This window comes from Paralimibaculum aggregatum (assembly GCF_030270585.1).
Classification (GTDB): domain Bacteria; phylum Pseudomonadota; class Alphaproteobacteria; order Rhodobacterales; family Rhodobacteraceae; genus Thermohalobaculum; species Thermohalobaculum aggregatum.
In genome coordinates, this window is record NZ_BSYI01000001.1 from 72,189 (window position 1) to 94,317 (window position 22,129).

General features: G+C 73.8%; 20 protein-coding genes and 1 tRNA gene. 12 read left to right on the forward strand and 9 right to left on the reverse strand.

Translation table 11 applies throughout. The features are described from left to right. Window positions 1–245: 245 nt before the first annotated feature. The 5 genes from QSJ97_RS00290 to QSJ97_RS00310 all read left to right on the forward strand — a co-directional run bounded on the left by QSJ97_RS00290 (window position 246) and on the right by QSJ97_RS00310 (window position 4,256). Window positions 246–686, forward strand: a complete 441-nt coding sequence (locus tag QSJ97_RS00290; RefSeq protein WP_285669470.1) for a PepSY domain-containing protein — start codon at window positions 246–248, stop codon at window positions 684–686. A gap of 27 nt (window positions 687–713) precedes the next feature. Then, window positions 714–1,391, forward strand: a complete 678-nt coding sequence (locus QSJ97_RS00295) for a response regulator transcription factor (protein WP_285669471.1) — start codon at window positions 714–716, stop codon at window positions 1,389–1,391. Continuing rightward, complete coding sequence (locus tag QSJ97_RS00300) at window positions 1,388–2,758, forward strand: sensor histidine kinase (protein WP_285669472.1); 1,371 nt, start codon at window positions 1,388–1,390, stop codon at window positions 2,756–2,758. The genes QSJ97_RS00295 and QSJ97_RS00300 overlap by 4 nt, the downstream gene beginning before the upstream one ends. A 148-nt stretch (window positions 2,759–2,906) precedes the next feature. Further along, entirely contained in the window at window positions 2,907–3,215 is a 309-nt protein-coding gene (locus tag QSJ97_RS00305; RefSeq protein ID WP_285669473.1) for a hypothetical protein, read from the forward strand. 63 nt (window positions 3,216–3,278) lie between these two features. After that, on the forward strand, window positions 3,279–4,256 hold the full coding sequence (locus tag QSJ97_RS00310) for a hypothetical protein (RefSeq protein WP_285669474.1): 978 nt from the start codon (window positions 3,279–3,281) through the stop codon (window positions 4,254–4,256). 597 nt (window positions 4,257–4,853) lie between these two features. Here QSJ97_RS00310 and QSJ97_RS00315 read toward each other — a convergent pair. From QSJ97_RS00315 to QSJ97_RS00325, 3 genes are all read right to left on the reverse strand, one after another. After that, the gene (locus tag QSJ97_RS00315) at window positions 4,854–7,469 is read right to left on the reverse strand and encodes a cation:proton antiporter (RefSeq protein ID WP_285669475.1); all 2,616 of its coding nucleotides are present in this window, start codon (window positions 7,467–7,469) and stop codon (window positions 4,854–4,856) included. 1,691 nt (window positions 7,470–9,160) lie between these two features. Then, window positions 9,161–9,247, reverse strand: a tRNA-Leu gene (locus QSJ97_RS00320). Between the two features lie 72 nt (window positions 9,248–9,319). Then, window positions 9,320–10,414 (reverse strand): neutral zinc metallopeptidase, encoded by a 1,095-nt coding sequence (locus QSJ97_RS00325; protein WP_285669476.1) that lies wholly within the window; start codon window positions 10,412–10,414, stop codon window positions 9,320–9,322. A 118-nt stretch (window positions 10,415–10,532) separates the two neighbouring features. Between QSJ97_RS00325 and QSJ97_RS00330 the strand changes: the two genes are divergently transcribed. Together QSJ97_RS00330 and QSJ97_RS00335 are read left to right on the forward strand one after the other, a co-directional pair. Then, window positions 10,533–11,114, forward strand: a complete 582-nt coding sequence (locus QSJ97_RS00330; protein WP_285669477.1) for a YqaA family protein — start codon at window positions 10,533–10,535, stop codon at window positions 11,112–11,114. Next, the gene (locus tag QSJ97_RS00335; protein WP_285669478.1) at window positions 11,111–11,623 is read left to right on the forward strand and encodes a disulfide bond formation protein B; all 513 of its coding nucleotides are present in this window, start codon (window positions 11,111–11,113) and stop codon (window positions 11,621–11,623) included. The genes QSJ97_RS00330 and QSJ97_RS00335 overlap by 4 nt, the downstream gene beginning before the upstream one ends. A gap of 25 nt (window positions 11,624–11,648) precedes the next feature. Here the strand turns inward: QSJ97_RS00335 and QSJ97_RS00340 are convergent, their stop codons facing one another. The 4 genes from QSJ97_RS00340 to QSJ97_RS00355 form a co-directional block, all read right to left on the reverse strand. Then, the gene (locus tag QSJ97_RS00340) at window positions 11,649–12,233 is read right to left on the reverse strand and encodes an HNH endonuclease (RefSeq protein WP_285669479.1); all 585 of its coding nucleotides are present in this window, start codon (window positions 12,231–12,233) and stop codon (window positions 11,649–11,651) included. A 336-nt stretch (window positions 12,234–12,569) separates the two neighbouring features. Beyond that, window positions 12,570–13,250 (reverse strand): alpha/beta hydrolase, encoded by a 681-nt coding sequence (locus QSJ97_RS00345; RefSeq protein WP_285669480.1) that lies wholly within the window; start codon window positions 13,248–13,250, stop codon window positions 12,570–12,572. Window positions 13,251–13,375: 125 nt separating this feature from the next. Further along, entirely contained in the window at window positions 13,376–14,008 is a 633-nt protein-coding gene (locus QSJ97_RS00350; RefSeq protein ID WP_285669481.1) for a DNA-3-methyladenine glycosylase family protein, read from the reverse strand. Between the two features lie 57 nt (window positions 14,009–14,065). Continuing rightward, window positions 14,066–15,304, reverse strand: coding sequence for a DUF6456 domain-containing protein (locus QSJ97_RS00355; RefSeq protein ID WP_285669482.1), 1,239 nt, complete (start codon window positions 15,302–15,304; stop codon window positions 14,066–14,068). Window positions 15,305–15,509: 205 nt separating this feature from the next. Between QSJ97_RS00355 and QSJ97_RS00360 the strand changes: the two genes are divergently transcribed. Continuing rightward, complete coding sequence (locus QSJ97_RS00360) at window positions 15,510–15,902, forward strand: DUF6477 family protein (protein ID WP_285669483.1); 393 nt, start codon at window positions 15,510–15,512, stop codon at window positions 15,900–15,902. A 12-nt stretch (window positions 15,903–15,914) separates the two neighbouring features. On the opposite strand, the gene QSJ97_RS00365 is transcribed toward QSJ97_RS00360, so the two are convergent. Further along, window positions 15,915–17,468, reverse strand: coding sequence for a trimethylamine methyltransferase family protein (locus QSJ97_RS00365; protein WP_285669484.1), 1,554 nt, complete (start codon window positions 17,466–17,468; stop codon window positions 15,915–15,917). Between the two features lie 329 nt (window positions 17,469–17,797). On the opposite strand from QSJ97_RS00365, the gene guaA reads away from it, so the two are divergent. The 4 genes from guaA to mazG are packed head-to-tail and all read left to right on the forward strand — an operon-like array spanning window position 17,798 to window position 21,825. Continuing rightward, on the forward strand, window positions 17,798–19,366 hold the full coding sequence (gene guaA / locus QSJ97_RS00370; protein WP_285669485.1) for a glutamine-hydrolyzing GMP synthase: 1,569 nt from the start codon (window positions 17,798–17,800) through the stop codon (window positions 19,364–19,366). A 25-nt stretch (window positions 19,367–19,391) separates the two neighbouring features. Further along, the gene (locus QSJ97_RS00375; RefSeq protein WP_285669486.1) at window positions 19,392–20,066 is read left to right on the forward strand and encodes a YdcF family protein; all 675 of its coding nucleotides are present in this window, start codon (window positions 19,392–19,394) and stop codon (window positions 20,064–20,066) included. Beyond that, window positions 20,063–20,959 (forward strand): DMT family transporter, encoded by an 897-nt coding sequence (locus tag QSJ97_RS00380; protein ID WP_285669487.1) that lies wholly within the window; start codon window positions 20,063–20,065, stop codon window positions 20,957–20,959. Before QSJ97_RS00375 ends, QSJ97_RS00380 begins: the two co-directional genes overlap by 4 nt. Then, on the forward strand, window positions 20,956–21,825 hold the full coding sequence (mazG, locus tag QSJ97_RS00385) for a nucleoside triphosphate pyrophosphohydrolase (protein ID WP_285669488.1): 870 nt from the start codon (window positions 20,956–20,958) through the stop codon (window positions 21,823–21,825). Before QSJ97_RS00380 ends, mazG begins: the two co-directional genes overlap by 4 nt. Here mazG and QSJ97_RS00390 read toward each other — a convergent pair. Next, a complete protein-coding gene (locus tag QSJ97_RS00390; RefSeq protein WP_285669489.1) occupies window positions 21,822–22,112 on the reverse strand; it encodes a YciI family protein in 291 nt (96 codons plus the stop codon). The genes mazG and QSJ97_RS00390 overlap by 4 nt on opposite strands. Window positions 22,113–22,129 lie beyond the last annotated feature (17 nt).

Sequence of the window (22,129 nt, forward strand, 5' to 3'; positions counted from 1 at the left end):
CTCCGACGGCGGCGGGCCCTGCCGCCGGGGCCATGACGGCGCCCCGCGGCGCCGGATGCCGCACAGTCTCGAAGGTCCGGGTGCCGAAGGCGGGCGCGCGGATGATGCCGCCGCCGGGCTGCACGCAGGGACCGAGGCCGGCCGGTTCGCGCCGTCGCCCGGCGCCGCACCGCAGCCCCCTCCGGCCCCCGGCCCGCCAGGCGATGTCAGCCTCCCGTCAGCCTCACGCGCCGAGAGTCGCGCCCATGACCGAGCGATCCGCCCCTCCGGCGCCCCCGCAGCGCCCGCATCTGCCGGTGCTCAGCCGCCGCGCCCTCGCCGGGTGCCTGCTGGCCGTCGCCGGCGCCCTGCTCGGCGCCGGGAGCGCCCGGGCGCAGGGCCGGCGGCAGCGCCAGGGGCGCCAGGGCCGCCAGGGCCGCAGGTCGCCGCAGATGCGCCGGGCCGACCGGCAGGCGCTGCGCGAGGCGGTGCGCCGCGGCGAGGTGCGCCCGCTGCGCGAGCTGATGGCCGAGTTCGAGGCGCGCACCGGCTTCGAGATCATCGACATCCGCCTGCGCCGGCATGGCGGCGATTTCCTCTATGGCTTCAAGGTCATCACCGAAGGCGGCCTGATCGACACGCTGGTGATGAACGCCGCGACCGGGGAGATCATGACCCTGCGTGACGCCCGCACGCGTTACCGCTAGTCTGACCTTGCGGAACGGAGGAGAGCGATGCGCCTTCTCGTGGTGGAGGACGAGCCGAAGCTCGCGGCCGATGTCGTCCGGGCCCTCGAGGGCGCGGGCTTCGTGGCGGAGACCTGCGCCGATGGCGAGGAGGCCTGGTTCCGCTGCGAGACCGAGGACTACGCCGCCGTCGTGCTCGATCTCGGCCTGCCCCGGCTCGACGGGCTCTCGGTGCTCAGGCGGCTCCGGCAGGCCGGGATCGCGACCCCGGTGCTGATCCTCACCGCCCGCGGCAGCTGGACCGAGCGGGTCGACGGGATCGATGCAGGGGCCGACGACTATCTCGTCAAGCCGTTCCGCATGGAGGAGCTGCTGGCGCGGCTGCACGCGGTCCTGCGCCGGTCTGCCGGCAAGGGCGCCTCGACGCTGGCGATCGGGCGGCTGACGCTCGATGCCCGGCAGATGCGGGTCAGCGTGGACGGCACCCCGGTGCCGCTCGCGCCGCTCGAATACCGCGCGCTGGCGTTCCTGATGTACAATGCCGGGCGCGTCGTGCCGGCGCACGAGCTCGCCGACCATGTCTACGGCGTCGACGGGCTGCGCGAGGCCAACACGCTCGAGGCGCTGATGAGCCGGGTGCGCCGCAAGCTGAAGGTCGAGGCGATCGAGACCCGGCGCGGCTTCGGCTACATCGTGCCCGAGAACGCACCCGGCTCCGCGCCGTGAACCGGCTCTCGCTCCGGCTGCGCATCGTCCTGCTCTCGGCGCTGTCGCTCGGGGCCTCGCTGCTCCTGGCCTGGGCGCTGCTGACCCGCCTGTTCGAGGCGCAGATCGCGGCGCGGCTCGAGGCCGAGCTGACCGGCCATCTGGCGCAGCTCACCCGCTCGGTCGAGATCGGCCCGGACGGGGCGGCGGCGGTGATCGACCGGATGCCGGGGGACGGGTTCCGCCGGGCCTTCGGCGGGCTCTACTGGCAGGTCTCCGGGCCCGGGCAGGCGCCGCCGCTGACCTCGATCTCGCTCTGGGACGAGACGCTGGACCTGCCGCCCGCCAGGGCAGGCTTCGGCGCGGTGGTGCGGCACGACCGCCTGCCCTTCCTCGACACCGAGCTGATGGCGCTCGAGCGCCGGGTGGTCCTCGCGGCACCGGGCGGCCCCGAGGTCGGGGCGCCGCTGCGCCTCGCGGTGGCGGCCGACCGCGCCGCGCTCGAGGCGGCGAAGGCCGAGTTCGGCGACGACGTGCTGGTTCTCGTCGCCCTGCTCGGCGGCTTCCTGGTCGCTGCCGGGGCGGTGCAGATCCATTTCGGCCTGCGCCCGCTGGCGCGGCTGAGCGCCCGGCTCGACGGCATGCGGGCAGGCCGGGCGGAGCGCCTCGAGGGCCGCTTTCCGGGCGAGATCCAGCAGCTCGTCGACGCGCTGAACGCGCTGCTCGGCGCGCGCGAGACGATGGTGGCGGAGGCGCGCGCGCGGGCCGGCGATCTGGCCCACGGGCTCAAGACGCCGCTCTCGGTGCTCGCGGCGGAAAGCCGGCGCCTCGCGGCGGCGGGCGACGCCGAGGGGGCCGCCGAGATCGCGGCGCAGATCGAGCGGATGGACCGCACCATCGAGCGCGAGCTGGCCCGCGCGCGGGTGCGCGGCGGGGCCGGGATCGGCGCCGCCGCGACACCGCTGGCCCGCGCCGCCGACCGCCTGCTCGGCGCGCTCGCACGCATCTCGGGCGAGGACGGCCCGGCCTGGGAGCGGACCCTGCCCGAGGGGCTCGCCGTCGCGGTCGACCCGGTCGATCTCGAGGAAGCGCTTGGCAATCTGCTCGACAACGCGCGCAAATGGGCGCGCGGCCGGGTGCGGCTCTCGGCCGGCCGGGCGGCGGGGGAGATCTGGGTCGCGGTCGAGGATGACGGGCCCGGCATCCCGCCCGAGGCGCGCAGGCAGGCGCTCGCGCGCGGCGGGCGGCTCGACGAGACCACGCCCGGCACCGGTCTCGGCCTCGCGATCGCCGGCGACATCGCCGCGCGCTATGGCGGGCGGCTCGAGCTCGGCGCGGGCGCGTTCGGCGGGCTGCGCGCGGCGCTCGTGCTGCCCGCGGCGGGCTGAGCTCCCAGGCCCCCGCCTCCCCCCGCCCCCCACGCTTCCTGACATCGCGCTGACGGCCGCGGTCAGGCTCGGCGCAGCCGGCGATTCGTAGGGTGTCTCCATCGGACGGCACGGGGCCGTCCAGGCCAGAGACCCGAAGGAGACACCCATGACCAGGACCTCGATCCTCGCCGCCGCCCTCGTCGCCGCCCTCGCCGCCCCGGCGCTGGCCGGCCCGGCCGCCACGCCGGGCGTGGACCACCGCGAGCACCGCCAGGCGCACCGCATCCATGCCGGCATCCAGGACGGGCAGATCGGCCTGCGCGAGAGCTGGCGGCTGATCCGCGGCCAGGTCGGCATCCGCCGCGCCGAGCGCCGCGCCAGGAGCGACGGCCATGTCGGCCTCGGCGAGCGGGTGCGCCTGCACCGCCAGCTAAACCGCCAGAGCCGCCGCATCTTCCGCGCCAAGCACAACTGAGGGGGCCGGCCCCGACCCCGCCGCGGGCTCCGGGGCCGCGCCCTGCACAGAGGAGGACCAGCCATGTCCGCAGTCATGACCAACGGCGTCGGCGACTTTCTCGACGCTCCGATCACCCGGCGCTATCTCGCCGAGATCGTCGACGACACCGAGACCGCGCTCACCCGCGCCCAGCGCAACATCCGCAGCGGCGCGCTGGCCCAGTGCAAGCCCGGAACGCTCGGCACCTACAAGTCCGACAGGGCGGCGCTCGAGGCGGCGAGCGCCGATTTCCACGACGAATGGAACCGCGCGATCAACGACGAGGTCGAGACGCTCGACGATTTCCAGGACGCCTATCAGACGCTGCTGCTCGCGCTCGAGCTGCTGGAGCGGGAGAACGTCGCCTTCACCGCCGTGGTGACGACCGATCTCGGGGCGAAGCTGGCGAAGTATTTCGGCATCCTGATCCTGTTCAGCCCGCTCGCGGATCGCTTCGCCAGGCTCAGGCGCGATCTCGACGGGATCATGTCCGATCTCGTCCGGGCGAAGCGCGCGGCCAAGGCGAAATCGGCGAAGGCGGCGCTCGCCATCTGCATCGCCGGCGCGGCGGTCGCGCTCGGCCCGATGTCGCTCGGCATGACCATCGGCGTCGCGCTCGGCACCACCGCCGTGGGCCTCGTGATCGACGAGGTGGTGGGCAACGGCGCCTCGGGCGGCGCGCTCCAGAACGCCAACAAGGGCGCGGGCGCGGCGGCCAAGATCCTCAACGCCAACCTCAAGGAGCCCTACAAGGGCGTGGGCACGATCGTCTCGGGGGTGGCCGCCGTCGTCGCCACCGGGGATGCCGCGGCGGCGATCGTCCGGAAGACCCGGCTCGAGGCCCGCGCGAAGAAGCTCGAGGCCGACTACAAGGCGCTGCTCAAGGAGCTGAAGATGCTCGTCGCCAAGGTCTCCGTGGCGCAGAAGGAGGCGAACGCGGCGCATCGCGAGGCGCTGAGCAAGGCGGGGCGGTTCCGCTCCCAGACTGGCGCGCGGAAGGGGCTCTTCGCCGGCGGCTGAGCGGCCCTCCGCGCGGTCCCGGCTCCGGTGCGGAGCGGCACCGGGGCGGGCCCCGGACCGGCGCCGAAGGCGGGCGCCCCGGAGCATCGCAGCCGGCGCCGGCCCGACGGCCGCGGGGCCGCGGGCGGCCTCGCCCTCGGCGCGGCGCGGGAGCGGCTGCGGCAGCGCCAACCCCGCCGCCGGCCCCGGGGATCTCGCGGGAACCGCTGCGGCGGGCGGCAAGCGCCGCGGCCACCCCGGCCTCGCCGAAAACGCCCGGCATTTCCCGAGGCGCAGTCGGCGCGAGGGCCGCGGCCCGCACGGAAACGGCGCCGGCTCACGGGCGAGCGCCGTCCCCCGCGGGCTGGAGATGCGCAGCGACATGCACTGCCCCGGGCTGGCGGAAGATAGCCTCGGCAGGGATGCCCCCGGACGGACCGGCACGGCGGTTTCCCGCACCTCGCCATTGCCGCCCGGCGTCGCGATCCCGGCCCCCCGGGAGTGCCGCCCACCAGGAACGCCGCCGGCCGGAAGCGCCGCCCACCGGGAGCGCCGCCGACCGGAAGCGCCGCCGGCCGGAAGCGCCCCCGCCGGAAGCGCCGCCCGCCGGGAGCGCCGTCAGCCCCAGGGCCAGGGCGGGCCCGACCGGGCGCCGATCACCCCCCGGACCGGGGGCCGGATGCCGCGCCGCTCCACACGTTCCGCGGTGAAGCGCCGGGCGGCGGCCGGTTCGTCCTCGTCCGAGAACAGGCTCTCGGGCGAGATCCCGCGCTTCTCGGCGCTGGCCCGCACCGCCTCCTGCAGCGCCGCGCTGCGCGAAAGCAGGCGGCGGAACCGCGCCTCGTCGAGCACGAGCAGGGTCGAGGGCGCGATGGCGCGGACCTCGGCGCGCGGCACCTTGCGCGTCAGGATCGCCATCTGGCCGACCATCTCGCCGCGGCCCAGCCGCCAGGTCTGGCCGGCGCTTTCCAGCTCGACGGCGCCGGAGGCGATGAAGAACACGCTCCTCGGGGGGCTGTCCTTGTGGATGATCACCTCGCCGGCATCGACATAGCGGGCCCGCAGGGCGCGGCCGAGCCGCTTGAGCGCCGCCTCGCCGAGATCGGCGAACAGCGGCGACTGCCGGATGAGCTCGGCGCGCTGCAGCGCGAGGTCGAGGCGCGGGCGTTCCTCGGCATTGGCCCGGCGGGCATCGAGATCCTGCATCAGCGCGGTATAGACCTCGGCGCTCATCAGCCCGTCGCCGCGCATCGCGGCGTATTCGCGCTCCTCCAGCCGCAGCGCCGTGCGCCGGATGAAGCGGCGTTCGAGCTCCTCGGCATAGCCGGGATACTGCAGGCGCAGGCCCTCCAGCGCGGTCTCCACCGCCTCGATCCGCCGCGTCAGCAGCTCGTGCAGCAGGTCGGCGACGCGCCGCCCGTGGATCCGCCGGATGCGCCCGTCGATGAAGGCGCCGAGATCGCGCAGGATCAGGCGCTGCGACAGCAGCAGCTCGAAGCGGTCCGCGGTCATGCTGGCCAGCGGCCGCGACAGGCCGAGCCGGTTGGTCAGCCGGATGGCGGCCCGGAAGGTCCAGCCATAGGCGACGCTGCGGCGGGCCGCGCGCTGGTATCCGCTGCGCCCGCCGCTGCGCGCGCTCTCGATCAGCCGGTCCGCATCCGAGAGGACCTGCTCGGCCATGCGAGCGGAGATCGTCCGCTCCCGCATCCGGGCCAGGATGGTGTCGCGCTCGTGCCGGGCGAGGGCGATCAGCCCGAGCGTGACGCGGTCGCGGTCGAGGATGTCGGCGCTTTCCTCGGAGGCCTTCACCGCCGCCTCCAGCCGCTCGCCGAAACGCTTGGCCTCGGAGCGCACGATGTCGTGGCTCAGCTCGTAGTTCTCGGTGGTGCGCGCCACGTCCTCGCGCACCGTCTGCAGCGCCACCGCCACCACCTGGCGCGACAGCGCCTCGTCGATCGGCGAGAGCCGGTCGAGCCCGAGCCAGCCGATCATCGCCCGCAGCGTCGTGCCCTGCACGATCAGGGTGAACAGCGTGAAGCCGGTGGCGAGGATGCCGACCAGGCGCTTGGTCTCGTCCGGCACCCGCACGCTCTCGGTCACCGCGAGGGCGAGGGCGAGCGTCACCGCGCCCCGCAGCCCGCCCCAGAGGATCGCCATCCGGAACGGCCGCTCCACCGCCGGCGAGACCCGGAGCCGCGTCAGGAACGGCAGCAGGCCGAACAGGATCACCGCGCGGGCGGCGATGGCGGCGAGGATCACCACGCCGATCAGCACGAAATCCCCGAGCCGGACCTCCTCCAGCAGCCGCGGGATCAGCAGCGCGGCGAGGATGAAGATCAGCGCCCCGGCCCAGTGCGCCAGCACCTCCCAGAGCTCGCGAAGGTTGATCAGCGCCTGCGGCGGCAGGCGGCCGGGCGCGATCAGGTTCAGCGTCAGGCCGGCGGCGACCACCGCGATCACGCCCGAGGCGCCGACTCTCTGCTCGGCACCGATATAGGCGAGATAGGGCAGCGCCACCGAGATCGACAGCTGCGCCAGCTCGTGGCGCCGGAACAGCGCCATGATCCAGACCGCGAAGCGCGCCGCCAGCCAGCCGGTGAACGCACCGCCGACGATCAGGATCGGGAAGCGGGCCAGCGCCTCGCCGAGCGCCGGGTCCGGCACGCCGAGCATCGCGAACCCCATGAACAGGCCGAACAGCGCGATCGCCGCGGCATCGTTCAAGAGGCTCTCGCCCTCGATGATCCGGGCCAGCCGGCGCGGCGCCGAGATCGACCGGAAGATCGAGACCACGGCCGAGGGGTCGGTGGTCGAGACGATCGCGCCGATCAGCAGACAGGCGGTGATCGGCAGCGTGCTCGCCCAGGACAGCGCATAGCCGACGCTCAGCGTCGCCACCACCACCGCGACCACGGCGAGCACCAGGATCGGCACCCAGTCGTCCAGCATCCGGCGCAGGTTCATCCCCAGCGTGGCCTGGAAGAGCAGCGTCGGCAGGAAGACGTAGAGAAACACGTTGGAGCGGATCGGCAGCCCCAGGATCGCCTCGGCCACCGGGTTCAGCGCATCGGTCAGGTCGGTCCGCAGGAAGAATATCGCGCCGGCACCGATCAGCACGCCGAGCACGGCGAGGATCACGCTGTAGGGCAGGCGCAGGCGCGCGGCGAGCGGCTCGGCCGCGCCGATGACGAGAAACAGCGAGGCGATGACCGTGGTAATGACGACGATATCCATCAGGCTGAAATAGCTCGAATTTTCGAGGCGCGAAACCGCCTTGATCCGGGAATTCCGCGGCGGGTAAGGCGATGCCGCCCTGCGGGCATCGCCCCGGACATCGCTCGAGGCATCGCTCCGGGCATCGCTCCGGCTGGGCGGATGTGTGCAACGCACCATGCAGACCGCGGTGCAGCGCGCACCGGCCCGGGTCCGCCGGCCGGAGACCGCGCCATCGCCAGAGGCCGTGGCCGATCGACGCAGGCCGCACCCACGCCGCGCCGGGCGATCCGACCGGGGCGGCGCCGGCGCGATCCGGCGGCTGCGGCCCTGTCCTGTCCCGTCCTCTCCAGTCGCGAGGCGTCCCCGCCTCCCCGATGCCGCCCGCGGCCGGCCCGGAAGGCGCCCGAACGCCCGTGGCCGGGCGGGTTGCCCCGGAGATGCCGCCGGGACGGCCCTGCAATGCCAGCGCCCTATCGCCGGACGGCAACCGGCAGCGGTATGGCGCCGCCGAGCGCCAGTGGCGGACGCTCAGCCCCAAAGCCGGCCAGCCACCGGAACCGGCGCGCGCACCGCACAGGCAACGCCGTCACGGCCGGCCGCGAGCGCTTGCGCATCGGCATCGGCTTCCGAGCCAGTCGCCGACCGGAACGCCCGAACCGCCATCGCGCAGATGGCAGCGGCTCGATCCCTCCGCCCCGCCCCCGGGATCGGGGACGGAAACCGCATCGCCCGGCCCGGCCCCGGTGAGGCGGACGACATCGCCGCCGGCGCCGCCCAGTCAAGGCGCGATGTGCTTCCGCCTGGTCGGCAAGTCCGCACCCGCGCCGCCCCCGGGATCGGGGAGAGAAACCGCATCGCCCGGCCCAGCCCCGGCCAGGCGGACGGCATCGCCGCCACCGCCCAGCCGAGGCGCGACGCGCTTCCGCCCGGTCGGCGGGTTTGCACCTGCGCCACTGGTTCGTGCCGGTGTTGCCCCTGCCGAGGTCGGCGCCGCCGGCCCCGGGTCATCGCCGCGCCGGAAGGCCTCCGCCGTCAGGGCGATACCGGCCATCGCCCGGCCGCCACCGATACCGGCAGACGCGACGGTCCGCAGGATCGGCGCCGCCCGCGGGTTGCCGCCGATGACGCTGGTGTCCTTGCGGCGCCATCGGCCACCGGCGCCGGGGGGCGGCCCCCGACGCTGCCGGATCGGCGTGCGGGCTGGCGCCGAATGCCGCCGCGAAGCCGATTCCGCAGCGCGATGGACGCGGTGGCGAGGGCATACCCGGATGGCTCGTACAACACCGAAGTCCCGCGTCGTCCGAAGGGTCCACTCCACGCCGCCGCCGAACCACGGGCCGCGGGGCCCCGGCGAGATCGCGCGCCCAGACACCGACAGGCCCGCAGGCCTGACCCTTGCACCGGATGGCGATGCCACGCCCGGGACGACGCGCCTCCGTGCCCCGCCCGGCCAGAGCGAGACCTGCCATGCGCCGGGTGATCCGCGCCGCCGGGCGGCGAACGCGGACCGGGCCGGGCGACCCGCAGGGGGCGCCCGGGTCGCGGGTCGCGCAATGCCGGGGCGGCGCCGGCGCTCGCTCACCCTGCCGTGGCAGCGCCCCGCCGCGCCATGCACGTGAGCAGACGCGGAAACCTCGGCGGCAGGATGGCGGGCGGACGCCCCCCAAAGGCAGGCAGCTCACCGATTTCGGGATGTCGCTCGCGCGCTATGGTGCCCGGAGTCGGACTCGAACCGACATGACCGTGAGGCCGGCGGATTTTGAGTCCGCTGCGTCTACCAATTCCGCCATCCGGGCTGGCCGCCCGGTTATGCCCAATCGCGGTCCCGGCGGTCAACAACTCCGGCCGGCGGGGCCCGCGGCGGCGCCTCAGTCGGCCACGCCGAGATAGATCGGCAGCGCCACCTCGGTGCAGTCCATCGGCCCGCGGGCGACATAGCCCTGGGTATAGGCGTCGATGCGGCTGCGCAGATGCGGGGTCGCCGGCTGGCCGCCGAACAGCATCCGCAGCACCTGGCCCGGCGCCATGCTGTCGCCGAGGCTGCGGTCGCGCTGCGCCCAGAGGCCGGCGAAGCAGTCGGCCTGCAGGTCCCGCGCCTCGCCCGCCAGCGGCTTGATCGCCACGCCGAGGGCGTCCTGCAGGTAGTGGCCGATCTCGTGCGCGATGGCGAGCAGGTCGGCGCTGATCATCCGGCGATCCGTGTCGAGATAGAGCTTCTGGTCGAGCGGGCAGTAGGCCGGCCATCTCGGCTCCGCGCGGTCGGCGCAGCCGCCCTCGTGCCAGAGCGCGCCGTCGGCGAGGCGGAACGGCTGGTAGACCATGCCGATCTCGGCGAAGATCCGCGCCCAGACGAGGTTGCTGCCGGCCGCGATCACCGCCGGCGGCGGGGTCACGACGGCGGCGCCGGCCTGCCCGGCGACCGGCCCGGCATCGAGCGCGGCGCCCTGCTCCTCCGCCGGCAGCGCCACCGCCTCGGCGCCGCCCATGGTCGAGCCGCTCACCGCCCCGCTCGCGCCCGGAACCGCACCCGGAACCGCGCCGTGGCTGGCCGCCTCGACCTTCGGGCCGCGCAGCGGCGCCGGCCCGGCGGCCGCCGCGGCCGGCTTCGGCTCGGTCGCCGCCGGCAGCACCCGCCCGCCCAGCCCGAGCGGGGCCACCAGCCGGATCTCGCCGCCATCGGCGATGCGTGCGGTCTCGGACACCGGCCCGGCAATCGGCGCGGGCCGGTGGGCGGCCGCCGCGCCGGCGCCGGTCTCGGGATCGTCGCCGGTGAGCACGGTGGAGAAGGCGGTCGCCATCAGCCCGGCCGCGACCACCGAGACCGCGGCGCCGAGCCCGACGCTGCGCAGCAGCTTCCGGCGGCGGATCGCGGGGTCCTCGAAGCGCGGCCGGCGCCGCGGCGCCGGAACCACGACCGGCCCGCCATTGATGACGTCGCGAAAGCTGTCGTTCGACTCGACCATACGTACCACGTCTCCCACACGCACCGGCTGGACTTGGGTCGTACTCATTGCTACCGACTGCACCCAGCACCGGCCGTCGCCCTCGCAATACAGGGCATCACCCACCGGATCGAGAGTGATGTTAACGAAACTTTATGACCGGATTTTGGCGATGGCCGAGCGCCGGGACGCGCTGTGGCTGCTCGCCGGGGTGTCGTTCGCGGAGAGCTCGGTGTTCCCGATCACGCCGCTGGTCATGCTGATCCCGATGGTTCTGGCGCGGCCCGACCGGGCCTGGCTGATCGCCGCGGTCTGCACCGCCGCCTCGGTGGCCGGCGGGGTCGCCGGCTATGCCATCGGCGCGCTGCTCTTCGAGGAGGTCGGGCAGCCGGTGCTCGCATTCTACGGCAAGGAGGACGCCTTCGGCGAGGCGGCTGAGATGTTCAACGAGAACGGCTTCGCCGCGGTGCTGACCGCGGCCTTCACGCCGTTTCCCTACAAGGTCATCACCATCGCCTCCGGGGTCACCGGGCTCGCGCTCTCGACCCTGGTGCTGGCCTCCATCGTCGGCCGCGGCGCGCAGTTCTTCCTGGTGGCGGCGATCCTCTGGAAATTCGGCCCGCCGGCACGGGCCTTCATAGAGCGCCGTCTGGGGCTCGTGGCCTCGGTCGGGGCGGCGCTCCTGATCGGCGGATTCGCAGCGGTGAAGTTCCTGATATGACGGTCTATGGACGCACTTTCCTCGCCGGCGCCGCCTCGGCGCTCATGCTGCTCGCGGCGTTCGGCTTCCAGTATCTCGGCGGGCTCGCGCCCTGTCCGATGTGCCTCTGGCAGCGCTGGCCGCATGCCGCGGCGGCCGTGCTGGCGGTGCTGGCGGTGACCGCGTTCTGGCGCATGCACCGCACGCTGGCCGGGCTCGGCGCGGTGGCGATGCTGGTGAGCGCGGCGCTCGGGTTCTACCATGCCGGCGTCGAGCAGGGCTGGTGGCGCGGGCTGTCCGGCTGTGTCGCGCCCGATCCCTCGGCGCTCTCGGCGGATGCGCTGCTGACGCAGATCCTGGAGACCGACATCGTCCGCTGCGACGAGATCCCCTGGTCCTTCCTCGGCCTGTCGATGGCGGCCTGGAACGCGGTGGTCTCGCTCGGCATCGCGGTGGTGTGGATCTGGTCGGCGCTGAGCACCCTGCCGGCAGCCGGCACCGGCGGCGCCGAGCCGCAGCAGGGCAAGTGAGGCGCCGGGCGGCGCGCGACCGGGCTCAGGCCTCCAGCTCGGCGTCCCAGTAGAGGAAGTCCATCCAGCTCTCGTGCAGCAGGTTCGGCGGGAACTTCCGCCCCTTGTTCTGCAGCTCCTCGGCATCCGGGCGATAGGCCGGGCGCGCCAGCTTCATGCCGGCCTGGCGCAGCGTCAGGCTGGCCTTGCGCAGGTTGCAGCGCGCGCAGGCGGCGACGACATTCTCCCAGGTGGTGCGCCCGCCGCGCGAGCGGGGCAGCACGTGGTCGAAGGTCATCTCGCCGCGCGAGCCGCAATACTGGCAGGAGAACTCGTCGCGCAGGAACAGGTTGAACCGGGTGAAGGCCGGGAAGCGGGCCGGCTTGACATAGTCGCGCAGCACCACCACCGAGGGCAGCCGCATCGCCATCGAGGGGCTGTGCACCTCGACATCGTATTCCGCGACGATCTGCACCCGATCGAGAAAGGCAGCCTTCACCGCCTCCTGCCATGGCCACAGGGAGAGGGGAAAATAGGAGAGTGGCCTGTAGTCGGCATTCAGCACGAGCGCAGGGTGATCCCTGAGTCCGGCCGGTTGCCGCACAAAGCTGCTCGCAAAGGATGCATCCATGCTGCTCGCCTCGTCATTGAGTGCGACAGTGCCGAGGCGGGTTGCCAAGCACGCCCCCGCAATCGCACTATATCTCGGGCCGGCACGGTTGCAACCATCTAGATATCCCGCTGGTCCGCGCCTGCAGACCTCATAACAAAGCGCTGCAACAGAATTGTGTCGGGGCCGCCGCGCGGAATCCCGCGCGGGCTGTCCACAGGGTTATCCCCAGGCAGCGCGATTCGCCGTGCCGGCGGCACGGGGCGCGCTTGGCCCCTGCGCCTCCGGAGGTGCGCGGCGCAGGGTCGGTCGCCCGGGTCGGTCGCCCGGGTCGGTCGCCCGGGTCGGTCGCCCGGCTCAGTCCACCGGGTCGGTCAGCGGGCCGAGGCCGAAGACCTCCGCGAGGAAGCCGGTGGCCAGGCCCAGCCCGTCCGGCGCGATGCCGTGGCCGGTGCCCTTGCTGGTGAAGGTGTTGACCGGGAAGCCCGCCGCCGACAGGCCCTTCTCGGCCTCGGCCAGCGAGCTGTGCGGCACCACCTCGTCGGCATCGCCATGCACCAGCAGCACCGGCGGGCGCGCCTCGGCGAGGCCGAGAGCGGCATGGTCGATCAGCCGCCCGGAGAAGCCGACGATGCCGGCCAGCCCCGGCGCCCGCCGCGGGCCGACCGAGAGCGCCATCATCGTGCCCTGGGAGAAGCCGAGCAGCGCGGTCGCCTCGCGCCCCACCCCGGCCTCGGCGATCGCCGCCTCGATGGTGCTGTCGAGCAGCTCGGCCGCGGCGACATAGCCCTCGTGCATCTCCACCTCGGAGCTGCCGTCGATCGGCGGGATCGGGAACCACTGCCGCCCGGCCGGGTTGACCCGGCAGGGCTGCGGCGCATCCGGCGCGAAGAAGGCGGTGTCGGGCAGATAATCCGCCATCGGCCGGGCGAGGCCGATCAGGTCGTTGCCGTCGGCACCATAGCCGTGCAGCAGGATGACGAGCTGGCGCGCGGTGCCGGATTTCGGGGCGGCCCGGGGGCCGGTAAGCTGGGTCATGGGGGTCTCCCGCTGGGGCCATCAGGGCTGGTCGCGTGTGATAGCCGCCATGGCCGCCCGCGGCAAGCGAGGGCAGGCGAGGGCGGCCCGCGGCGGGCGGGGGCGGCCCGCGGCGGGCGGGGCGCTCAGCCGGTGACGCCCTCGCGGTTCCGGGCATGGCGGTAATAGGCCCAGAGCATCCGCGCCGCCACCGCGCGCCAGGGCGCCCAGGCCTCGGCCTGCCGGCGCAGCGCCTTCGGCGTCGGCCGCGCCTCCAGCCCGTAGAGGATCCGCGCCGCCTCCTGCAGCGCGAGATCGCCGGCGGCGAAGACATCGCGCCGGCCGACCGCGAACATCAGGTAGATCTCCGCCGTCCACTGCCCGATGCCCTTGACCGCGGTGAGCGCCGCCAGCGCCTCGTCCTCCGGCATCCCGGCGAGCGCGGCATAGTCGAGATCCGCCGCCGCCAGCGCCTGGGCATAGGCGATCTTCTGGCGCGAGAGCCCGGCCTTGCGCAGCGCCTCGTCGCCGGCCGCGAGCAGCACCGCCGGGTCCTCCGCGCCCAGCGCCGCGAGCCGGCCCCAGACCGCATCGGCCGAGGCGACCGAGAGCTGCTGGCTGACGATCGCCTGCAGCAGCGCCGGATAGCCCCCGGGCCGGCGGCGCAGCGGCGGCAGACCGCAGAGCGCATGCGCCTCGGCCATCCGGTCGCAGCGCCCGGCGAGCCAGGCGCAGCCCTCGGCGATGTCGTCGGCGGTCTCGATCAGGCGGCTGTCCATGGGCGCGAGGCTGGACCAGCCCCGCCCCCGGATCAAGCGCCGCGTTCGGCCGCCGGCTCAGCCCTGCCCCGCCTCCAGCCCGTAATGCGCCACCAGCCGCTGCAGCGCGAGCTTCAGCACCACCTTGCCCGAGCGCGCCGACCAGCCCATCCGCTTCTCGCAGGCCTCCAGCCCCTCGAGGAAGCAGCAGACCCGGAGCGCCACGTCCGAGAGCCCCGGGCCGAGCACGTCGAGCGCCCCGCGCACCCGCTCCCGCGCCGCCGCCGGGCCCTCCGCCGGGCCGCGCCCGGTGCCGGCGCCGCGGTCGCATGGGGTGAGGAAGGCCGCCCAGTCCTGCCCCACGCGGGGGCCGATCTGCGCCGCCTCGAACTGGTCGCGCAGCCGCTCGCCGGCCTCGACCTCGGCCGGCGTCAGGAAGGGCTGCCCGTCCGGCCCCTTGCGCCGCGCCAGCCAGCCGAGCGGGCTCTCGCCGAGATTGACGCCGCGGACCTCCGGCCGGCCGCCCGCGGGATCGGGCAGCAGCCGCTCCCCGGCAACCCGGTGCTGGGCCTGGAACGGCGTCGGCGCCTCGGCGAGGCCGGGCCCGGGGCCCGCCGCGGCACGCGCCTTCGCCGCCTGCTCCTCCGCCAGCAGCCGCTTCAGCGCCGCGCGGCCGGCCTCGGTGATGCGGTAGCGCAGGCTCGCCGCGCCGCGGCCGACGAGGCGGATCCAGTCGCGCCGCACCAGCTCGCCCGCCGCCTTCAGCTCCAGCATGGCGATCGGCTTGCGGTGCTCGTTGGCGGCGCAGAAGATGCCGCCCTTGCGGTTGCCGGGGGCCACCAGCAGGAAGGCGCCGGGTTCGGAGAGCCGCCGCAGCGCCGTCTTGGCGGCGCGGCCGGGGCGCTCGTCGGCGGCCGCGGCGGCCGGGTCGGGATGCGCCGCCAGCCGGGCCGCGAGCTGCGCCGCGGGCCGGGCCGCCCGGTCTTCCGGAGATGCCGCGGCATGCGCGGCGCGGAGCGCGCAGGGGGCGGCGACATTGGCCGCGCGGTCCGGCGGCGCGGCGGCATCGGCGCAGGGCTGGGCCATCAGCCGGTCGAAGATCGGATCGTCGCGCTTCTCCTCCACCCGCTGCACCGCGCGCATCACCGTGGAGGGGTGGCGGCCGATCTCGCGCGCCAGCGAGCGCAGGCTGGCCCCGGCCTCGGTATGGGCGCGGTAGAGTGCCGCGTCGCGCGCCGTGCCGGTCGCCGCCGCGCCGGGGAAGGATCTCTGCGCCCAGTCGGCGCAGTGGTCGAGAATATCGCAGGTCTTTGCCACGGTCTTGCCCCTTATGGATCGAATTTTTCTACAATTGGTTGTATGTCCCAAATTCTAACAGCTCGTTAATGGCCGTCTTTCCGGTTTTATTTACTATCTATTAACCGTTTCGGACGGCATGACCGTGCGCTGCCGGCGATTTTCGCGCAACAGGGGGCCGGCCCGGCCCATGCTCTGGGCATCGGAGCAACCGGAAGGATCACCGATGTTCGACATGCATGATGCCGGCGCGCTGGCGCCGCAGCGCCCCGCCGGAGCGATCGCCGAGATGATCGCCGGGGCCGTCGTCGCGGCTCCCGCCACAACCGCCGCAACCGCCGCGACCGGCGCGATCGGCCCCATGGCCCGGCCGAAGCCGCTGGCCCGCGCCGCCCGCAGCGCCGCGCGGAGCTATCGGCGGATGCGCGACCTGCCCGGCGCGGTGCCGGGGCTCGCCGCCGCGCCGGAGGCCGAGATCCTGCCGCGGCTGGCGGCGGCCGAGGCGCGCTGCGAGATCGCGCGGCAGGCCCGCGCGGCAGGCTATCGCCCGGCGCAGCACCTGCAGATCCTGGCCGCGCTGCTCGCCGAGGCCCGCCGCGCCGCCGGCCCCGGGCGCTGAGCCGCCCGCGCCTCAGCCGAAGGCGTCGGGCTCCTCGGCCTTGCGGCCCGCGACATAGGCCTGCAGCGCCTCCTCGATCGCCGGGTCGAGCGCCGGCTGCTCATAGGTGTCGAGCAGGTGCTTCACCCGGCGCGCGGCGAACTGGACGCTGTCCATCCCGCCCTCCTCGATCCAGGTCTCGTAGGGCTTGTAGTCGAGCACCTGGGTCCGCCAGAACGCGGTCTTGAAATTGGCCTGGGTGTGCGAGCAGCCGAGATAGTGTCCGCCCGGGCCGACCTCGCGGATCGCGTCCATCGCCATGCCGTTCTCGTCGAGCGAGATGCCGCCCGCGAGCTGGTGCAGCATGCCGAGTTGGTCGGCGTCGAGCACCAGCTTCTCCGGGCTCGCCACCAGCCCGCCCTCGAGCCAGCCGGCCGAGTGCAGCATGAAGTTGACCCCGCCGAGCAGCGCCGCGTTGAGCGTGTTCGCGGTCTCGTAGGCGGCCTGGGCGTCCGGCAGCTTGGAGGTGCAGAGCGCGCCGCCGGAGCGGAACGGCAGGCCGAGCCGCCGCGCCAGCTGCCCGGCGCCGTAGAGGATCAGGCTCGCCTCCGGGGTGCCCATGGTCGGGGCGCCGGAGTTCATGTCGATCGAGGTCACGAAGGCGCCGAAGATCACCGGCGCGCCGGGCTTCACCAGCTGCGAATAGGCCACGCCCGCCAGCACCTCGGCGAGCACCTGGGTCAGCGTCCCGCCGATGGTGACCGGCGCCATCGCGCCGCCGACGATGAAGGGCGAGACGATGCAGGCCTGTCCGGCCGCGGCATAGACCTCGAGCGCGCCCATCATCACGTTGTCGAAGGTGAGCGGCGAGTTGATGTTGATCAGCGAGGTCATCACCGGGTCCGCCGGCAGCGCGCCGCCGAACAGGATCTCGCTCATCCGCACCGAATCCTCGGCGCGCTTCGGGTCGGTGACCGAGCCCATGTAGGGCTTGTCCGAGAGCCGCATATGCGCCAGCAGCATGTCGAGATGGCGCTTGTTCACCGCCACGTCGGTCGGCTCGCAGACCGTGCCGCCGCTATGGTGCAGCCATTTCGACTGGTAGGTCAGCTTCACGAACATCTCGAAGTCGGCCATCGTGGCGTAGCGCCGGCCTTCCTCGTAGGTGCGCACGAAGGGCGGTCCGTAGACCGGCGCGAGCACCAGGTTCCGGCCGCCGATCTCCACCGCGCGCTCGGGGTTGCGCGAGGTCTGGGTGAAGCGCCCGGGCGCGGTGGCGCAGAGCTTGCGGGCGAGGCCGCGGGGGATGTGCACCCGCTCGCCCTGCACGTCGGCGCCGGCCTCGCGCCAGCGCTCCAGCGCCGCCGGGTTCTCGACGAAGTTGACGCCGATCTCCTCGAGCACGGTCTCCGCATTGGCCTCGATCAGCTCGAGCGCCTCGGCGTCGAGCACCTCGAAATCCGGAATCCGGCGCTCGATGAACCGCGCGACCTCGTGGCGCGTGCTGGTCCGCTCGGCCCGCCGCGCCGCACCGCCACCGCCGCGCGCGCGGCGCCTGCCCGTATCCGCTGCTCCTGCCTCGGCCATGCGCTGCTCCTCATGCCAGCCAACCGGGCCGCGCCGACGAGGTCGGTCACGGCTTCCCGATTCCCTGATGACGCGAAACTCCCGCAGGAGGGGGGCGGTTTTCGCCCCTCGGTGGCCCGGAAGCGACATCGTCTAGCCCCGCGCGCGACAGATCCCGTCGCAGCCCGCACGCCGCGCCGGATGCCGCGCCGGATGCCGCCGCGATTGTTGCGCCGCACCCGCCGCGCTGCGCCGCACCAGCGCGCGCCGTCCGGCGCCGCCCGGGCGTGACAGCGCGCCCGCGAGGGTCTAGAGGAAGGCGCGAGATCCATCCCCGGGAGCCAGCGCCGATGACCGCCGAAGCCGCCGACATCCACGAGCTGTGCCTGATCGTCGATTTCGGCAGCCAGGTGACGCAGCTGATCGCCCGCCGCCTGCGCGAGATCGGCGTCTATTGCGAGATCCACCCCTTCGACCGGGTCGATGCCGCGATGCTGGCGGCGCATCCGCCGAAGGCGGTGATTCTCTCCGGCGGCCCGGCCTCGGTGGAGGACGAGGGCGCGCCCCGCGCGGCGCCGGAGATCTTCGAGCTCGGCGTGCCGGTGCTCGGCATCTGCTATGGCCAGATGGTGATGGTGCACCAGCTCGGCGGCCGCGCCGAGGGCGGGCATATCCGCGAGTTCGGCCGCGCCGAGCTGCGTCTGGCCGAGCCCTCCGAGCTGTTCGAGGGCGTCGCCGGGCCGGGCGAGACCGCCGAGGTCTGGATGTCGCATGGCGACCGGGTGAGCGCGATGCCGCCGGGCTTTCACGTGCAGGGCGCCTCGGAGGGCGCGCCCTATGCGGTGCTGGCCGACCCGGCGCGGCGCTTCTACGGGCTGATGTTCCACCCCGAGGTCGCGCATACGCCGAAGGGCGCGGCGATCCTCGAGAACTTCGTGCGCCGCATCGCCGGCATGAAGGGCGACTGGTCGATGGCCGCCTATCGCGACGAGGCGATCGCGCGGATCCGCGAGCAGGTCGGCGATGCCCGGGTGATCTGCGGGCTCTCCGGCGGCGTCGACAGCTCGGTGACGGCGATCCTGCTGCACGAGGCGATCGGCGACCAGCTGACCTGCGTCTTCGTCGATCACGGGCTCCTGCGCCAGGGCGAGGCGGAGGAGGTGGTGACGCTCTTTCGCGACACCTACAACATCCCGCTCGTGCATGCCGAGGAGGCCGACCGTTTCGTCGGCGCGCTGGCCGGGGTGACCGACCCGGAGACCAAGCGCAAGACCATCGGGCGGCTCTTCATCGAGGTCTTCGACGAGCACGCCAAGGGCATCGAGGCGGATTTCCTCGCCCAGGGCACGCTCTACCCGGATGTCATCGAATCGGTCTCGGTGAGCGGCGGCCCCTCGGTCACGATCAAGTCGCACCACAATGTCGGCGGGCTGCCGGAGCGGATGAAGCTCAAGCTCGTCGAGCCGCTGCGCGAGCTGTTCAAGGATGAGGTCCGCGCCCTCGGCCGCGAGCTCGGCCTGCCGCCGGCCTTCGTCGGGCGCCACCCCTTCCCCGGGCCGGGCCTGGCGATCCGCATTCCCGGCGAGATCACGCCGGAGCGGCTGGAGATCCTGCGCGCGGCGGATGCGATCTATCTCGAGGAGATCCGCCGCGCCGGGCTCTACGACGAGATCTGGCAGGCCTTCACCGTGCTGCTGCCGGTGCGCTCGGTCGGCGTGATGGGCGACGGGCGGACCTATGACCAGGCCTGCGCGCTGCGCGCCGTCACCTCGGTCGACGGCATGACGGCGGATGTCTATCCCTTCACCCCGGCCTTCCTGTCGCGGGTGGCGGGGCGCATCGTCGGCGAGGTGCGCGGCATCAACCGGGTGACCTACGACATCACCTCGAAGCCGCCGGGAACCATCGAATGGGAGTGAGCCGCCAGGAGCCGCGCCAGTGCGGATGATCGGGCGAACGCTGCGCTGGGGCCTGCGCCTCGGCCTCGCGGTGCTGCTCGTCACCCTCGCCGCGGTGATCTGGGCCGACCGCGCGACGCTCTCGGAGACCCTCGACGGCGCCGCGCTGTCCGCCCCGGTCGATGCCGCCATCGTGCTCGGCGCCGGGGTCTCGGGCGACGGGCGGCTGCATTACAGCTCGCGCCGGCGGGTCGAGGGCGCGGTGGCCCTGCTCGCGAGCGGCAAGGCGGAGCGGCTGATCTTCAGCGGCGGGATCGGCGGCAACCATCCCACCGTCTCCGCCGCGCAGCTGATGCGCGACTTCGCCGAGGAGCTCGGCGCCGACCCGCAGCGGCTGCTGATCGAGCCCCGCGCGGTCTCCACCTTCGAGAACATCCGCTTCTCCTTCGAGATCGCCGCGGCGCGCGGGCTGGACAGCCTGGCACTGGTCTCCGACCCCTATCACCTGCCGCGGGCGCGCCGCATCGCCGCCTGGTTCGGGCGGCCGGAGATCCCGGTCTCGGCGGTTGCCGGCTTCGACACCACCTGGTGGCCCGAGCGCGGGCTGCACTACACCCGCGAGGCGCTGGCCTGGTGGCTCAATCTCGGCAAGATCGCCGGCTGGGAGGGGCTCGCGCTGCTCGGCGTCAGCCCCGAGGCACGGGCGGAGATGATCCGATGAGCGCGCCGGGGCTCGAGACCCACGCCGCGGCGGACCGCTCGGGCGAGATCCGCGCCGCGCTCTGGATGACCGGGGCGATCGCCTCGTTCTCGCTGATGGCGGTGGCCGGGCGCGAGCTTGCCGGGCATCTCGACACCTTCGAGATCATGACCTACCGCTCGCTGATCGGGCTCGTCGTGGTGCTCGGGCTCGGCGCCGCCACGGGCCGGCTGCGCGACATCCGCACCCGCCGCCTGCCGGCGCATCTCTGCCGCAACCTGTTCCACTTCGCCGGGCAGAACCTCTGGTTCTACGCCGTCGGCGTGATCCCGCTGGCGCAGGTCTTCGCGCTGGAGTTCACCACGCCGATCTGGGTGGCGCTGCTGGCGCCCTTCGTGCTGGCCGAGCGGCTGACCCGGACCCGCCTGATCGCCGCCGGGCTCGGCTTTCTCGGCATCCTCCTGGTGGCGCGGCCGGGGCTGACACCGGTCGGCCCCGGGCATCTCGCGGCGGCGCTGGCGGCGGTCTGCTTCTGCGGCAACGTGCTGGCGACCAAGTCGCTGTCCGGCACCGACCGGGTCTGGACCATCCTGTTCTGGATGACCCTGATGCAGGCGGCGATGGGGCTGGCCTGCGCGCTGGTCGACGGCACCATGACGCTGCCCGACGCCACCAGCCTGCCCTTCGTCGTCGCGGTCGGGATCTGCGGGCTCACCGCGCATCTCTGCGTCACCTCGGCACTGGCCGCGGCGCCGGCGCTGATCGTCGCGCCGATGGACTTCCTGCGCCTGCCGCTGATCGCGCTGGTGGGCATGGCGCTCTATGACGAGCCGCTGGAGATCGCGGTCTTCGCCGGCGCGGGGCTGATCCTCGCCGGCAACCTGATGAACCTGCGCAGCGGAGGCCGGCGATGAGCGACGGATCGGATCACGGCAGCCGCCCGCTGGCGGATCGGGAGGCCTCGGACGCGCTGGTTTGGGACGGCGCCGGCAGCCTGCCGCGGCTGCTCGAGATCATGGCCCGGCTGCGCGCGCCGGATGGCTGCCCCTGGGACCGGGAGCAGGATTTCGCCTCGATCGCGCCCTACACCATCGAGGAGGCCTGCGAGGTCGCCGAGGCGATCGAGCGCGGCGAGATGGGCGAGCTGCGCGACGAGCTCGGCGATCTGCTGCTGCAGGTGGTGTACCATTCCCGAATCGCCGAGGAGGCCGGGGATTTCGCCTTCGCCGATGTCGTGCAGGCGGTCTCCGACAAGATGCTGCGCCGCCATCCGCATGTCTTCGGGCCGGTGCGCGGCGCGCCGAAGGCCGATCCGGCCGAGGTCGACTGGGAGACCCTGAAGGCCGCCGAGCGCGCCGAGAAGGGCGAGCGGCGCGACAGCGTGCTCGACGGCGTGCCGGCCACCCTCTCGGGCCTGACCCGGGCGCTCAAGCTGACCAGGCGCGCCGCCCGCGTCGGCTTCGACTGGACCGAGCCGCGCGACGTGCTGGCCAAGATCGCCGAGGAGGCGGGCGAGCTCGCCGAGGAGATCGGCGGCGAGCCGGCGCGCATCGAGGAGGAGTTCGGCGACCTGCTCTTCGTCATGGTCAATCTCGGGCGGCATCTCGATGTCGATCCGGAGACCGCGCTGCGCCGCGCCAATGCCAAGTTCGAGCGCCGCTTCCGCGCCATCGAGGCGGCGCTGGCCGCCGAGGGCCGCAGCCCCGAGCAGGCGACGCTCGCCGAGATGGACGCGCTCTGGGACGCCGCCAAGGCCGCGGAGAAGGCGGGCAAGGGCTAGACCTGCCGCCGCCCCTCGGCGAAGACCCGGCGCCAGGCGAGGATGCGCACGGCCCGGCGCAGGCCGGTCGGCCAGAACGGGTCCGCCTCCACCAGCGCGCGCGCCGCGGCCTCGTCCGCCGCCTCGACGATCCAGAGCCCGCCGGCCGGGGCGCCGGCCTCGGCGAGCGGCCCGGCCGCCCGGATCTGCCCGGCATGGGCCTCGAGAAAGTCGAGATGCGCGGCCATGTGGCGGGCACGCTCCCCGGCATGGGCCTCGTCGTCCTCGAACAGGATCGCGAAATGCATGGGCGCCTCCGTTCGGT

Coding starts and splice junctions, on each gene's coding strand:
- QSJ97_RS00290 (WP_285669470.1), top strand. CDS start 246: ATGACCGAGCGATCCGCCCCTCCGGCGCCCCCGCAGCGCCCGCATCTG.
- QSJ97_RS00295 (WP_285669471.1), top strand. CDS start 714: ATGCGCCTTCTCGTGGTGGAGGACGAGCCGAAGCTCGCGGCCGATGTC.
- QSJ97_RS00305 (WP_285669473.1), top strand. CDS start 2,907: ATGACCAGGACCTCGATCCTCGCCGCCGCCCTCGTCGCCGCCCTCGCC.
- QSJ97_RS00310 (WP_285669474.1), top strand. CDS start 3,279: ATGTCCGCAGTCATGACCAACGGCGTCGGCGACTTTCTCGACGCTCCG.
- QSJ97_RS00315 (WP_285669475.1), bottom strand. CDS start 7,469: ATGGATATCGTCGTCATTACCACGGTCATCGCCTCGCTGTTTCTCGTC.
- QSJ97_RS00325 (WP_285669476.1), bottom strand. CDS start 10,414: ATGGTCGAGTCGAACGACAGCTTTCGCGACGTCATCAATGGCGGGCCG.
- QSJ97_RS00330 (WP_285669477.1), top strand. CDS start 10,533: ATGTTAACGAAACTTTATGACCGGATTTTGGCGATGGCCGAGCGCCGG.
- QSJ97_RS00335 (WP_285669478.1), top strand. CDS start 11,111: ATGACGGTCTATGGACGCACTTTCCTCGCCGGCGCCGCCTCGGCGCTC.
- QSJ97_RS00340 (WP_285669479.1), bottom strand. CDS start 12,233: ATGGATGCATCCTTTGCGAGCAGCTTTGTGCGGCAACCGGCCGGACTC.
- QSJ97_RS00345 (WP_285669480.1), bottom strand. CDS start 13,250: ATGACCCAGCTTACCGGCCCCCGGGCCGCCCCGAAATCCGGCACCGCG.
- QSJ97_RS00350 (WP_285669481.1), bottom strand. CDS start 14,008: ATGGACAGCCGCCTGATCGAGACCGCCGACGACATCGCCGAGGGCTGC.
- QSJ97_RS00360 (WP_285669483.1), top strand. CDS start 15,510: ATGTTCGACATGCATGATGCCGGCGCGCTGGCGCCGCAGCGCCCCGCC.
- QSJ97_RS00365 (WP_285669484.1), bottom strand. CDS start 17,468: ATGGCCGAGGCAGGAGCAGCGGATACGGGCAGGCGCCGCGCGCGCGGC.
- guaA (WP_285669485.1), top strand. CDS start 17,798: ATGACCGCCGAAGCCGCCGACATCCACGAGCTGTGCCTGATCGTCGAT.
- QSJ97_RS00375 (WP_285669486.1), top strand. CDS start 19,392: ATGATCGGGCGAACGCTGCGCTGGGGCCTGCGCCTCGGCCTCGCGGTG.
- QSJ97_RS00380 (WP_285669487.1), top strand. CDS start 20,063: ATGAGCGCGCCGGGGCTCGAGACCCACGCCGCGGCGGACCGCTCGGGC.
- mazG (WP_285669488.1), top strand. CDS start 20,956: ATGAGCGACGGATCGGATCACGGCAGCCGCCCGCTGGCGGATCGGGAG.
- QSJ97_RS00390 (WP_285669489.1), bottom strand. CDS start 22,112: ATGCATTTCGCGATCCTGTTCGAGGACGACGAGGCCCATGCCGGGGAG.